Annotated in this window: 14 protein-coding genes; 12 read left to right on the top strand and 2 right to left on the bottom strand. The window is 30.3% G+C overall.

Annotation, left to right across the window (positions count from 1 at the left end):
- The first annotated feature begins 1 nt into the window (after position 1).
- A complete protein-coding gene (gene deoD / locus MHN29_RS11620) occupies positions 2-700 on the top strand; it encodes a purine-nucleoside phosphorylase (RefSeq protein ID WP_235275829.1) in 699 nt (232 codons plus the stop codon).
- Positions 700-2064: an oxygen-independent coproporphyrinogen III oxidase gene (hemN, locus tag MHN29_RS11615; RefSeq protein ID WP_235275828.1), complete on the top strand. Its 1365-nt coding sequence runs from the start codon at positions 700-702 to the stop codon at positions 2062-2064. The genes deoD and hemN overlap by 1 nt, the downstream gene beginning before the upstream one ends.
- On the opposite strand, the gene MHN29_RS11610 is transcribed toward hemN, so the two are convergent.
- Positions 2061-2759, bottom strand: coding sequence for a DUF3667 domain-containing protein (locus MHN29_RS11610; RefSeq protein ID WP_235275827.1), 699 nt, complete (start codon positions 2757-2759; stop codon positions 2061-2063). The two genes, hemN and MHN29_RS11610, sit on opposite strands and share 4 nt — an antisense overlap.
- A gap of 209 nt (positions 2760-2968) precedes the next feature.
- On the opposite strand from MHN29_RS11610, the gene ccoS reads away from it, so the two are divergent.
- The 8 genes from ccoS to MHN29_RS11570 all read left to right on the top strand — a co-directional run bounded on the left by ccoS (position 2969) and on the right by MHN29_RS11570 (position 10034).
- A complete protein-coding gene (ccoS, locus tag MHN29_RS11605) occupies positions 2969-3130 on the top strand; it encodes a cbb3-type cytochrome oxidase assembly protein CcoS (RefSeq protein ID WP_150900605.1) in 162 nt (53 codons plus the stop codon).
- 33 nt (positions 3131-3163) lie between these two features.
- Positions 3164-5365 (top strand): cytochrome-c oxidase, cbb3-type subunit I, encoded by a 2202-nt coding sequence (gene ccoN, locus MHN29_RS11600; protein WP_150900606.1) that lies wholly within the window; start codon positions 3164-3166, stop codon positions 5363-5365.
- 5 nt (positions 5366-5370) lie between these two features.
- A complete protein-coding gene (locus MHN29_RS11595) occupies positions 5371-5538 on the top strand; it encodes a CcoQ/FixQ family Cbb3-type cytochrome c oxidase assembly chaperone (RefSeq protein ID WP_150900607.1) in 168 nt (55 codons plus the stop codon).
- 11 nt (positions 5539-5549) lie between these two features.
- Complete coding sequence (locus MHN29_RS11590; protein ID WP_235275826.1) at positions 5550-6467, top strand: cbb3-type cytochrome c oxidase N-terminal domain-containing protein; 918 nt, start codon at positions 5550-5552, stop codon at positions 6465-6467.
- Positions 6468-6509: 42 nt separating this feature from the next.
- Entirely contained in the window at positions 6510-7931 is a 1422-nt protein-coding gene (ccoG, locus tag MHN29_RS11585) for a cytochrome c oxidase accessory protein CcoG (protein ID WP_235275825.1), read from the top strand.
- 41 nt (positions 7932-7972) lie between these two features.
- A complete protein-coding gene (locus MHN29_RS11580) occupies positions 7973-8419 on the top strand; it encodes a FixH family protein (RefSeq protein WP_235275824.1) in 447 nt (148 codons plus the stop codon).
- A complete protein-coding gene (locus tag MHN29_RS11575; protein WP_235275823.1) occupies positions 8419-9117 on the top strand; it encodes a sulfite exporter TauE/SafE family protein in 699 nt (232 codons plus the stop codon). The genes MHN29_RS11580 and MHN29_RS11575 overlap by 1 nt, the downstream gene beginning before the upstream one ends.
- An 83-nt stretch (positions 9118-9200) precedes the next feature.
- Entirely contained in the window at positions 9201-10034 is an 834-nt protein-coding gene (locus tag MHN29_RS11570) for a universal stress protein (protein ID WP_235275822.1), read from the top strand.
- A 48-nt stretch (positions 10035-10082) separates the two neighbouring features.
- On the opposite strand, the gene MHN29_RS11565 is transcribed toward MHN29_RS11570, so the two are convergent.
- On the bottom strand, positions 10083-12455 hold the full coding sequence (locus MHN29_RS11565; protein ID WP_235275821.1) for an outer membrane beta-barrel family protein: 2373 nt from the start codon (positions 12453-12455) through the stop codon (positions 10083-10085).
- 197 nt (positions 12456-12652) lie between these two features.
- Here MHN29_RS11565 and MHN29_RS11560 point away from each other — a divergent pair, with 197 nt between their 5' ends.
- Both MHN29_RS11560 and MHN29_RS11555 read left to right on the top strand, forming a co-directional pair.
- Complete coding sequence (locus tag MHN29_RS11560; RefSeq protein ID WP_235275820.1) at positions 12653-13672, top strand: sensor histidine kinase; 1020 nt, start codon at positions 12653-12655, stop codon at positions 13670-13672.
- A gap of 3 nt (positions 13673-13675) precedes the next feature.
- Positions 13676-14383 carry a LytTR family DNA-binding domain-containing protein gene (locus MHN29_RS11555; protein WP_235275819.1) on the top strand — a complete coding sequence of 236 codons (708 nt, stop codon included), beginning with the start codon at positions 13676-13678 and terminating at the stop codon, positions 14381-14383.
- The last annotated feature ends 46 nt before the right edge of the window (positions 14384-14429 follow it).

The following is a 14429-nucleotide window of genomic DNA, read 5'->3' as shown; positions in this document are numbered from 1 at the left end:
GATGAGTGTACATATAGCGGCCGTAAAGGGAGAAGTAGCAGAAACGGTATTATTACCAGGAGATCCAATGAGAGCTAAATGGATTGCTGAAACTTTTTTAGAAGACCCTGTTTGTTATAATGATGTAAGAGGAATGCTAGGATACACCGGAGAGTATAAAGGAAAGAGAGTTTCGGTACAAGGAACAGGAATGGGAATACCAAGTACATTAATCTATGCTCATGAATTGATTACCGAATATGGTGTAAAGAATTTAATCCGCGTAGGTTCGGCAGGTTCATATCAAAAAGAAGTAGGTATTAGGGATATTGTAATAGCAATGGCAGCATCAACCAATTCTGGATTAAATACTATTCGATTTAATGGTGCTGATTATGCCCCGACTGCTAGTTTTGAATTATTTCAAAAAGCATTAAATACAGCCAATGAAAAAGGAATTGCTATAAAAGCAGGAAATATTTTAAGTTCAGATGAGTTTTATGCAGATGAATTTGAAAGCTATAAAAAGTGGGCAGATTATGGTGTTTTATGTGTAGAAATGGAAACAAATGGTTTGTATACAGTGGCAGCTAAACACAAAGTCAATGCATTGTCAATATTAACCATATCTGATAGTCTGGTTACAGGAGAAAGAACCACAGCTGATGAAAGAGAGCAAACGTTTAAAGAAATGATAGAAATCGCATTAGGAACTTTATAATGAAAAACTCACTAATTCAAAAATATAATATACCAGGTCCAAGATATACAAGTTATCCAACTGTACCTTATTGGGATGAAAATACTTTTTCAAAAGAAAAATGGATCGAAACTTTTAAGAAATCGTTTATAGAAAGTAATTCAACAGAAGGAATTAGTTTATACATTCATTTACCATTCTGTGAAAGTTTGTGTACGTTTTGTGCATGTCATAAACATATAACAAAACGTCATGAAGTTGAAGAACCATACATAGAAACCGTATTAAAAGAATGGAATTTATATGTTGATTTAGTTGATGAAGTACCATTAGTAAAAGAAATCCATTTAGGAGGAGGTACACCAACGTTTTTTTCGAAAGAACAATTAAAAAAGTTAATTGATGGAATCTTTTTAAAAGCAAAAAAACATCCTAATCACGAGTTTAGTTTTGAAGGACACCCGAACAATACAACCAAAGAGCAATTACAAACTTTATATGATGTAGGTTTTACTAGAGTAAGTTTTGGAGTACAGGATTATAATTTAAAAGTACAAGAAGCAATTCATAGAGTTCAACCTTTTGAAAATGTAGAAAGAGCACATCGATTAGCAAAAGAAATAGGATATACATCAATTAGCCACGATTTAGTTTTTGGACTTCCATTTCAAACAAAAGAAAATGTAATTCACACTATTAATAAAACAAAAGAATTACAACCAGATAGAATCTCATTTTATAGTTATGCACATGTACCTTGGGTAAAAGGAGTGGGGCAAAGAGGTTTTAATGAACAAGATTTACCAAAGAATGAGGAAAAGCGAGAGTTATATGAAATAGGGAAGGAGTTATTTGCAGAGATGGGCTATATAGAGATAGGAATGGATCATTTTGCATTACCGACCGATAGTTTGTATAAAGCAACAGAAGAGAAAACATTGCATAGAAACTTTATGGGATATACCGCTAACAAAACTCAATTAATGATTGGTTTAGGAATGTCGGCAATATCAGATTCATGGTATGGTTTTGCTCAAAATGTAAAAACTGTAAAAGAATATCAAAAAGTTGTAAATGAAGGTGAAATTCCAGTTTTTCGAGGACACATTTTATCTAAAGAAGATTTAGTAATAAGAAAGCATATTTTAAATATTATGTGCCATTTTTCTACTTCATGGGAAGAAGAAAATTTACAAATAGAAAATGTAAATGAGCATTTAAATAAACTAGAAGAAATGATTGAGGATAAGCTAGTTTTTATAGAGGATAAAAAGCTAACAGTTCCTGAAGAAGCAAGACCGTATGTGCGAAACATTTGTATGGCGTTTGATAAAAAATTACACGAAAAACAACCAGAAGCGAAACTATTTTCTATGACTATTTAACTTAGATAACCTAGTGTAACAATAATCCCCATCATTATAATAATAAATAAGAAGATGGTGAAAAATGATAAAATGGCTGTTTCCACTTTATCATTTTTATTTTTAAAGACAATATAAATATATAGTATTAATGCTATATAAATAACCGGGTCTATAATAATAGGTTTTCTAAAAATCAAATGACTTAATATCCCTATCAATGTTATTTGACCTAAAATAAAAGAGTTGATAGCTAGATGTTCAGAATAATTATATTTCCTAAAAAGAATTCTAGTTAGAAAACTCAAGGGAATTAAAGTAAAAACCCAAAAATATTTAAAATATACTCTAATAAATCTTCCTCCAAAATAAGCTATTTTTTCAAGGCCTTCCCTGTCAACATTTGTAATGGTACTTTTTTTAGCAGGTACTTTCAGCAAAGTTTCAATGATTAAATATATAGTTATAGAAAAAATTAAAAAAGAAATTGGATTTAAAATATCTTTTCTTTTACCAAGAATATAATTTGTGATTATTTTTTTGGGGTTTGTAAAGAGAGATTTTACGTTAAATAAAAAGCCTTTATCCATATCTATGATAGAAGATATAGCATATTGAAACATAGAAGGGAAAGTAATCCTTTTTACATTTTTCTTTTCTCCACAATGAGGGCAATAATTTTCCTCATGCACATTATTACATGAAATACATTTCATTTATAATAAATATTTAATCCATAGCTTATTTTAATTAAGCACTTCCAAAAATAAATAAAATTGAAATAGTTGCAAGTTTTAAAAAAAAGAAGAGCTATTTATTTGAAAAAAAAGTAAATAAATCTCTAATAAAAGTTTGAAATATGACAAATATCATGTTTTAAGAAAAGCTTCAAATCTACCTTTGTACTATAATTATCAGGCAAGATATGAGCGTTATTTACTTACTACTTACACTAAGCATCTTAGTGGCAATTGTTTTTTTTATTGCATTTATCGTTTCGGTAAAAAAAGGGCAGTACGATGATTCGTATACGCCTTCTGTTCGTATGCTTTTCGATGATGAATTGGTAAAAGAAAACAAAAATTAACAACTAACAATAGATATTAAATTTAGATAAATTATGGAGATGCAACAATTTTATTACGATAATAAAATCGTAAAAAAGTTCATTTACGCCACACTACTCTGGGGGATTGTAGGTTTCTCGGTAGGATTGTTGCTGGCTTTTATGTTTTTATTCCCAAATATTACTGATGGGATTTCATGGTTAAGTTTTGGTCGTTTACGTCCATTACATACCAATGCAGTAATTTTTGCCTTTGTAGGTAATGCAATATTTGCGGGAGTTTATTACTCATTACAGCGATTGTTGAAAGCACGTATGGCAAGTAACTTCCTGAGTAATTTTAACTTCTGGGGATGGCAATTAATTATTGTTGCAGCAGCTATAACATTACCTTTAGGGTATACAACATCAAAAGAATATGCAGAATTAGAATGGCCTATAGATATTGCCATTGCTTTAGTATGGGTAGCTTTTGGTGCTAACATGATTTGGACAATTTTACAAAGAAGACAACGTCACTTATATGTTGCTATTTGGTTCTATTTAGGAACATTTGTAACTGTAGCTGTATTACACATTTTTAACAGTTTAGAGTTACCAGTTAGCTTCTTAAAATCATATTCAGTTTATGCAGGAGTTCAAGATGCGTTAGTACAGTGGTGGTACGGACATAATGCCGTAGCATTTTTCTTAACAACACCTTTCTTAGGATTAATGTATTATTTTGTGCCTAAAGCTGCAAATCGACCAGTATATTCATATAGATTATCGATAGTACACTTTTGGTCTTTAATATTCATTTATATCTGGGCTGGACCTCACCACTTATTATATACTTCGTTACCAGATTGGGCTCAAAATTTAGGAGTTGCGTTTTCAGTAATGTTAATAGCACCATCTTGGGGAGGTATGATCAATGGATTATTAACATTACGTGGAGCATGGGATAAGGTACGTACAGATCCAGTTTTAAAGTTTATGGTAGTAGCTATTACAGGATATGGTATGGCAACTTTTGAAGGACCAATGTTATCGCTTAAAAACGTAAATGCAATTGCTCACTTCTCAGACTGGATTATTGCACACGTACACGTAGGAGCATTAGCATGGAATGGTTTCTTAACGTTTGGTATGTTATATTGGTTAATACCAAGAATGTTTAAAACAAAATTATATTCTACAGCATTAGCAAACTTCCATTTCTGGATTGGTACTTTAGGTATTATTATGTATGCTTTACCAATGTATGTAGCAGGATTTGTTCAAGCATCAATGTGGAAACAGTTTAATCCTGATGGAACTTTAACTTATGGTAACTTCTTAGAAACTGTAAATGAAATTATACCTATGTACTGGATGCGTGCTATTGGAGGAAGTATGTTTATTCTTGGTGCCATAGTAATGTTATACAATGTTGTAAAAACTGTAAAATCTGGAAGTAATGTAACAGATGAATTAGCAGAAGCACCAGCATTAACAAAAGTATCTAAGTATAGAACTAAAGGAGAAACATGGCATACTTGGTTAGAAAGAAAACCAATCAAATTAACAATTTATGCTACGATAGCAATTTTAATAGGAGGTATTGTACAAATAGTACCAACGTTATTAGTAAAATCTAATATTCCAACAATTACTAGCGTAAAACCATATTCGCCGTTAGAATTAGAAGGACGAGACATCTATATCCGTGAAGGATGTGTAGGATGCCACTCACAAATGATTCGTCCATTCAGATCAGAAGTTGAGCGTTATGGAGAGTATGCAAAAGCAGGAGAATTTGTATATGATCATCCATTCCTATGGGGATCAAAACGTACAGGACCAGATTTATTAAGAGTAGGAGGTAAATATTCTGATAGTTGGCACTTAAATCATATGTATGATCCACAAAGTACTTCACCAGGTTCTATCATGCCAGCTTATAAATGGCTAGTAAGAAATAAACTAGATAAGAGTAGTACTGAAGGAAAAATGAAAGCGATGGTTAGTTTAGGAGTTCCATATACTGAAGAAGATATTGCGAATGCACAAGCAAGTATGGAAGCACAAGGAGCTAAGATTCAAGAGAACTTACACCAAGATCCTGATTTTGCAAAGAATTATGCAGCAGATAAAAAATATGCGGCAGATAATGGACAAACTTTCATAGAGATGAAAGATAGGGAAATTGTAGCCTTAATAGCTTATTTACAGCGTTTAGGTACAGATATAAAGGTAAAAGATGTAGAAGATCAATTAAGTGCTAAAAACTAGAAATTATGTTGAAGTTCGTAAAAAATCACATGGAGACTATTGCAGGTATTGAAATATATCCAATTATCTCGTTAACTATATTCTTTACATTTTTTGTAGTACTGTTTTGGTGGGTATATACAGCCAAGAAAGATTACATAAGTAAAGTGAGCAATTTACCGTTAAACGATTAAAATAAAAGAAGATGAAAAAATATTTTCAATCAGCAGCATATATCACTTTTATAGGATTCACACTTTTTGCATTGATGACAGCAATAAAGTCGTACGAAAATCCATTTAGCTTGTATGAAAATCCATTAGTATGGATAGCTATTGTAGCGTTGATTTTAGTAATTCTAATGAAAGAATTAGTAAACATAGTTGCACAACAAAAGGCTGAACAGCTCCAAATGGAAAAGGATGGAGTGAATCCAGAAGAAGTAGATCATTGGGCTTGGGCTAAGAAGTTAATTAATAAATGGACAGAAGCCAAAGCAGTAGAAGAGGAAGAAGAAATAATTCTAGATCATAATTATGATGGAATTAAAGAGCTGGATAATAACTTACCGCCATGGTGGTTGTATATGTTCTATGCAACAATCATTTTCGGATGTGTGTATTTAGTAAGATACCATATGTTAGGAGCAGATAATCAAGAGATGGAATATGTACAATCTGTTGAGCAAGCTAAAAGAGAGTTAGCTGCTTTTAGATCAACTTCTAAAGAAGCAGTAATTGATGCAGAAACTGTAACAGTATTAACATCAGAAAGCGATTTAAATAGAGGTAAGGCTGTTTATAATTTAAACTGTGCTGCTTGTCACATTGCTGATGGTGGAGGTGGTATAGGACCTAACCTAACAGATGAATATTGGATTTTAGGTGGTGGAATTAAGAATGTTTTCAACACTATTACCAATGGAGGTAGAGATGGTAAAGGAATGGTTGCTTGGGGTAAAACATTAAAACCAAAAGACATTCAAAAGGTTGCTAGTTATATTTTGAAATTTCAAGGAACAACACCAGCAAAACCTAAAGCTCCTCAAGGAGAAAAATATGTAGAAGAAGGAACTACTGCTGAAGTAAAAGTAGAAGAACAAGCAAAAGACAGTATACAGTAAAATAATACTCTTAATAACAAATTTGGTTTTTAATTGGAGAAAATGGAGACACCCAAGAACGAACAATTTAGAGATAGTATTGGTACCATCAACGAAGAAGGTAAGCGTTCTTGGGTATATCCTAAGAAACCAAGTGGTAGGTTTTATAAATACAGAACCTATGTGAGTTATTTTTTACTAGCATTTTTATTGCTTGCTCCATTTATAAAAATTAAAGGGAATCAATTTTTACTATTTAATGTATTAGAGCGTAGGTTTAATATTTTCGGATTTCCATTTTGGCCACAAGACTTTCATTTGTTGGTGGTTTCAATGATAATTGGAGTTGTATTTATAATACTTTTTACAGTAGTTTTTGGACGTATTTTTTGTGGATGGATTTGTCCACAGACCATTTTCTTAGAAATGGTTTTTAGAAAAATAGAATATTGGATTGAAGGAGATAGAGGAAAACAAATACGTTTAGAAAAACAAGCATGGAATGCTGAGAAAATTAAAAAGAGAGTTTTAAAATGGTTCATCTTTTTTATTATCTCATTTATAATAGCAAATGTTTTTTTAGCTTATCTGATAGGAGGAGATACTGTTATAGATTATGTAACAGGCAATCCATTTGATAACATTAGAACGCTTATTTCGCTATTAATTTTTACAGGAGTATTTTACTTCATCTTTGCTTGGTTCAGAGAACAAGTGTGTATTATCGCTTGTCCATATGGTAGGTTACAAGGAGTTTTATTAGATAACAAAACTATTAATGTAGCGTATGATCATGTTCGAGGAGAAGGTGAGAAAGGAAGAGGAAAATTTAAGAAAAAAGAAGATAGAGCAGCATTAGGAAAAGGAGACTGTATTGATTGTTTCCAATGTGTAAATGTATGTCCAACAGGAATTGATATCCGAAATGGAACACAGTTAGAGTGTGTAAACTGTACAGCTTGTATAGATGAATGTGATCACATGATGGAAAAGGTGGGGTTACCAAAAGGACTTATTCGTTATGCAAGTGAAGAGAATATAGTAAAGAAAGCTCCTTTTAAGTTTTCAGCAAGAATGAAAGGATATTCTGCAGTATTGGGAATTTTAATAGCGGTTTTAATAGGAATGTTGTTTTTAAGAAATGATGTTGAAGCTACTATTTTAAGATTACCAGGACAGTTATATCAGCACAAAGAAAATGGAGTTATTAGTAATATTTACACATACAAAGTAATTAATAAAACAACAAAACAGATTGATGATGTTAGTTATAAGTTACTATCTCATAAAGGGAAAATAGAAACAGTAACACATCAAAATTTTGAAGTTCCAAAGCAAGGATTAGCAGAGGGAACATTATTTATAGAGTTGCATCAATCTGAAATGAAAAAAGAAAAGGTAACACTAAAAATAGGAGTGTTTAGTGGAGATAAATTAATAGAAACCACTAAAACAAATTTTTTAGGACCAAGAAGTTATAGATAATAATAACGTCATTAGGAACAATGACACTAAAAACAATAAAAATGAAACTAAACTGGGGCACGGGCATAGTAATCGCAATTATTGGATTTATAGGTTTTATAATGTATTTCGTAATAACCATGAGTACAGGAAAAAGTTATAATCACGATTTGGTATCTGATAAATATTATCAAAAAGAATTAGCATATCAAAACAGTATAAATGCGACAAAGAATGCGAAAGCATTAAAAGAAAATGTAAGAGTTGAAAAGAAAAAAGAAGGATTAAAAATCTATTTTCCAACAGAATTTAATCCTAAGGATATAAAAGGAAAAGTGTTCCTATATAGACCATCTAATAAGCAACTGGATTTTGAAATGCCTATTTCACTTTCCAATACATATTTGCTCGTGCCTGAGAAACGTTTGTTAGGTGGTCGCTGGAACATAACTGTTTCCTGGAACTACAAAAATAAAGATTATTTATATCAGAAAGAACTAATTTACTAATGCATATTTCTGCAATCATATTAGGTTTATTGGGAAGCTTTCACTGCATAGGTATGTGTGGTCCAATTGCTTTTATGTTACCCGTAGATAGAACTAATAAAGTAAAACAGTTTTTTCAAATTACAAGTTATCATTTTGGAAGACTATTTACCTATAGCCTAATAGGTTTGTTGTTTGGTTTTTTGGGAAAAGGATTTTATTTCTTCGGCTTTCAACAACAGCTTTCTATTGTGGTTGGTGTTGTAATGATTTTGATAATTTTACTTCCCAAAACCTTCCAAAAATATAATTTTTCAAAACCAATAAGTAGATTGGTTATGAAAGTAAAATCGGCTTTAGGAAAAGAACTTAAAAAGAAAGGAAATGATACTTTTTTTACCATAGGTTTTTTAAATGGATTTCTTCCATGTGGATTGGTTTATATGGCTGTTTTTGGAGCTTTAACTACAACAAATTCACTTTCTGGAAGCTTATACATGTTTCTTTTCGGGTTAGGAACTATACCTTTAATGACTACAATGGTATATATAGGAAATTTTGCCAACGTACTTGTTCGCAAAAGAATTCAACAAGCTATTCCTTATGTGGTTGTTTTTATAGGAGTATTATTTGTTTTAAGAGGTTTAGGGCTTGGAATACCTTATGTTTCTCCATTGCCAGTCAATGAAATAGCGTCATCTGTAAAAGGTTGTCATTAAAAGCTTCACATGATAAAAATCATAATTTTCTTGGTGTATGTTTAGTAATTTAGATATGAAGTTAAACCTTAAATATCTTACTTATGAAAAAAATAATTGTACCAGTTGATTTTTCAAATCATTCAGAATATGCCTTAGAAACAGCTTCTTTTTTAGCAAAACAAGCAAATGCAGAAATTATAGTTGTACACATGTTAGAATTATCTAATGCTATCGTTAGTAAGTCGGAAAGTTATGCTCAAAACGAAACCTTCTTTTATTTAAAATTGGCAGAAAAAAAGTTTCACAATTTTTTACAAAAAGATTATTTAAAAGGCATAAAAGTAACACCAATAATAAAGCATTTTAAAATTTTTAGCGAGTTAGATCAATTAGCGAGAGAAGAAGATGTAGATTTAATTGTAATGGGTTCTAGAGGAGCAAGTGGATTAAAAGAAATATTCATTGGTTCTAATACAGAAAAAGTAATACGTTATGCACATGTACCGGTATTAGTAATTAAAGAAAAACCAATAGTAGAGAATATTAAAAAAGTAGTTTTTGCTTGCGATTTCTCTGACGATGATATAACTCCATTACTAAGAGCAAAGTTGTTTTTTGAAGATTTAGATACTAAAATAGATTTAGTATATGTACAAACTCCTTCAACTAAGTTTAAAAGTACTTCAGAATTAAAAGAAAAAATTCAAAGATTTTTAGATAAACTAGGAGAAGTAAGTTTTAGTAAAGAGCAAATTCATATTGTATCAGATTATACTGTAGAAGATGGCTTACGTTACTATGTGAATGCAAATGATGTAGAAATGTTAGTTATTGCTACAAAAGGAAGAAAAGGAATGGCTCGTTTCTTTGAAGGAAGTATAACAGAAGATGTAGCTAATCATAGTAGTTTTCCGTTACTAACCTTTAAAATATAAAAGAAGAAAAGTTAGCCTATTAAAGGCTAACTTTTTTATTTAAAGTATTTAAAATCTTTTCTGACCAGAAAATTCCATAGCTTCTCCTTTACCAAAACCGAAGCTAATTCCTAAGGTAACAAAACGTCCTCTTTGACTAAAGGCAGTTCTATTAAAGTTATTTTGAACAGTTACTTCTTCGTAGTTTCTTGAAGCAAATACATCACGAACACTTAAACTAGCATTTAGTCGACCTTTTAGCATTTTTTTACGAATACCTAAATCCATAAAAAGATTATCAGATATGGTACTTTGAGCAGTTTTAAATTTAGAACGGTAATTTCCTGTAGTCTCTAAAGTAAATCCAGCAGGAAACTTAATTTTACCAGTTCCTCTCAAGCTCCATCTATTTCCTGTGAAATCAAAATTATTGTTTAATAACTGCCCTTTCCTTACAAAAGTATTGTAGTTAAAATCAGACGTAAAGCTAAACCAAGAAATAGGAGAATATTTAGTGTTTATTTCTATACCTGTAGCACGATTAGTACCGATGTTTTGAGGTTGAGAAGTTGTAACATTGTTATTAATTGTGGTAATGTCTTCAATTACATCTGTTGTTGCTCTATGGTATATTCCTGCATTAATAGATGCTTTTGATAATTTATAAATAGTGGTTATTTCAAAAGAATCGGTAAATTCAGGAGTTAAATTAGGGTTTCCAACATTAAGGTTAAAATTATCTCTAAAAGAAACAAAAGGGTTTAAATCCCATAAACTAGGTCTAAAAATACGTTTAGAATATCCAGCTTGTAATGATAAATCATCATTTATTTTGTAGGAACTATGAAAGCTAGGGAATAGGTTGCTATAGTTTTGTTTATTGTTCTGATTTGTGGTAATTAACTTTGTAGTAAGGTTCGTTGTCTCTAAACGTAAACCTCCTTTTAATCCCCAAGTATCATTTTCATAGGCAAAAGTAGCATAAGTACCTAAAACTCCTTGATTATAATCAAATACGTTGCTAAATCCAGTGTTGGTAACCCAGTTATTATTGATAAAATCACGTACGGTATAAGTGTTGGTTACTTTGTCTAATAAATATTGAGCTCCGATTTCTAAGATATAGTTATCGCGAATAGGACGTGTATAATCTAATTTGAAAGTATATTCATTTTGAGCAAAGTTAGTTTTTGCTTCCTGAATAGCATTAGTCATACTACCTATAAGCACATTATTATTAAAGTTTGAGGTTTTATCTTTAGAGAAAGAAGTACCTAAAGCACTAAATAATAAATTATGTTTTTTATGATCTGTGAAATCCTTTTTATATTGTAATTCATATTCCCATTTAGGATTCGTAGCTCTAGTGTCTTCTAATCGATTCCAAGAATCGGTAGTAGTTAAAGAAGCATCTTGTAAATTGTAAAGTTGACTAGCACTTTCTTTTTCATTTTCGAAAGCATAATGACCAGATAAGGTAAGGATATTATGCTCATTGATATGATAATCAGTACCTAAAATTAGATTAAAGAAGTTTTCGTTTTTATCACTATCACTAGTGGTACTTAATCGAGTATTGCTTGTAGTGTTGGTACTAGAACTATTTCCTTCTCTAGGGAAAGTACGTCTACCATAAGCTATTTGGCTAAATAAGTTGAATTTTTCAGTACGTCTATTTAAACTTAAACCTAAACTGTGATTATTAGGAATACCTGTGTTTAAAGAGATGGAACCATTTAACCCTTTCTTTTCTGATTTTTTTAAAATGATATTTAAAATTCCACTAGTTCCAGAAGCGTCATATTTTGCAGAAGGATTGGTAATTACCTCAATACTTTCGATCATGTCAGCAGTAATACTTCCTAAAGCATTTCCTTCTTCACTAGCTAAAACAGATGGCTTTCCATTTATAAGTATTTGTACACCTTGACTACCTCGTAAGCTAATTTGTCCTTCGATGTTAACTGTTACAGAAGGAACATTGTTTAATACTTCTAAAGCACTAGCTCCTGTACTACTTAAATCTTTACCAACATTAAAAACACGTTTGTCTAATTTAAAAACAGTTTGAGATTTTTCAGCACGAACAATAACTTCGTCTAGTTTATCAGAGTCTTCTTCCAAGGTAATAGTTGGTAGTTTAATAATTGAAGCATTACGATTAAATTGAGTTATTTTTTTTGTCTTGAACCCAATAAAACGAGCTTCTATATAAAAATTAGAAGCGGTTGTTTTTAAACTAAAAGCTCCAGTTTCATCAGTAGTAGTACCAGAAATAGGAGTGTTCTTTGTAGAATCCATTACAATTACAGTAACAAACTCAAGAGGTAATTGGTTATTACTTTCTATAACTTTTCCATTAATTGTTTTGGTATCTGTTTGCCCATATGTTTTAGGAAAAGCTAAAACCAATAAGCATAGGAGTATTCCAAATTGTTTCATGATTTGTATTTTAAACTTTAGAACAACAAATTTTCAAAGAAAGAAGTAGTGTGAAAAATAAAATCGGTAAACAACCAATACTAACCTCTAAACAACTTAGGTATTGATATTTTTTATATTTTGTTGTTTATCGGTAATATTTAACCGTTTATAGGAAACTTGTGTGTAACTATATAAGATTCATTTATTTTTGAGTTATGAAACATCTATTTAGTAAGATTGAACGTAAAGAATGGCTTTTTCAAATATCATTATTGATAGTTATTTTTTTCCTATTTTCATTTGATAAGCATAGTCCAGATATTAGTTTAGATAGATTAGTGTTTTTTACACATTATGCACTAGTATCGTTTATTATAAGTTATATTTTTATTCCTACATTATTTTATAAAAAAAGATATAAGGAATTTGGAATAGCTATTGTATTAACATTAGTATATTTATACATATCAGAAGAATTTGTATTAGAAAAAATATTTTATGCAGGAGAACGAGGTAAATATATTTCAAATGTATTCTTTACGCTTCTCGATATTTTACCAATTATAGTAATACTAGTAAGTTTTAAATTGGGATGGGATGCACATAAAAAACAAGGCTTGGTAGATAAATTAGAATCTACAGTAAAAGAGAGTGAATTACGTTTTTTAAAGTCTCAAATAAATCCACATTTTCTATTTAATAATTTAAATAATTTATATGCTTACGCTATAGAGCAATCACCAAAAACACCATCAATTATTTTAGAGCTTTCATCAGTATTGCGTTATATGTTATATGATTGTAAGGAAGATTTTGTGTTACTTCAATCGGAAATAGAACATTTAAAACATTTTACAGCTTTAAATGAATTACAGATAGAAAATAGAGGAGAAGTTCGTTTTAATACATCAAAGATTCCTGCTAATTATGTAATAGCACCCTTAATTTTATTAATGTTTATAGAAAATGCATTTAAGCATAGTACAGCTAGTCAAAGTACAGATATTCGCATTAATGTAGATATACAAGTAAATTCAGAAGGAGTATTAGATTTTGTTTGTGAGAATAGTTTTTTGTCTAGTTCAAATAATCAAAACTTATCCCAAGGAATTGGTTTAGCAAATGTAAAGAAGCGACTAGAAATTTTGTATCCTGATAAGTATTCACTAAAAATTGATGACAGTAATCAAACATATAAAGTGAACTTACAATTACAACTTTCAAAAAAAGAATAGTCTATGAGAACATGTATTATAGTAGAAGATCAACCACCTGCTCAACGTATTTTACAAAAGTATATTAACGATGTAGGCTCTTTAAAATTATTAGAAACTTTTTCTGATGGTATAGAGGCATTATCTTTTTTACAAAAAGAAGAAGTAGATTTAATCTTTTTAGATATTCACTTGCCTAAAATATCGGGTATCGATTTTTTAAAAACACTAAAAAATAATTCGCAAGTAATTTTAACAACAGCGTTTTCAGATTATGCTTTAGAAAGCTATGAATACAATGTTGTAGATTATTTATTAAAACCTTTTTCATTTCAACGTTTTGTTCAGGCTATTCATAAAAGTACCTCAATGTTATCAACAAAATCAGAAGGAAAAGAAAGTAAAATAGTAGAAGTAGCTGATACTTTTTTATTGAAATCTGGCTACGATTTTGTAAAAGTTAGTAGCAATGATATCATATTTATAAAATCAGATGCAGATTACACGGAGATTGTTACTACTGAAAAAACATATTTAAGTTCAGAGTCAATGAAAAATTGGTTAACCAAATTACCTGTGTCTTTCGTACAAATACATAAATCGTATATAGTTAATACTAGTTATTTAGAAAAAGTTTCTGGGAATCAGGTCTATATTTCAAATGAAGAAGTTTTACCTCTGGGAAGAGCTTACAAAGAAGACTTTTTACAGAAGTTTGTAAAATACAAATAGCCAATTTTTATGAGATAGTTATTTTGTATCTTCCGCATATTAAACT

Origin of the sequence: Tenacibaculum sp. Cn5-46 (assembly GCF_022347705.1) — a bacterium.
Taxonomy (GTDB): domain Bacteria; phylum Bacteroidota; class Bacteroidia; order Flavobacteriales; family Flavobacteriaceae; genus Polaribacter; species Polaribacter aiptasiae.
Note: the sequence above shows the minus strand (reverse complement) of the source record. Positions and strands in the feature narration are given on the sequence as shown.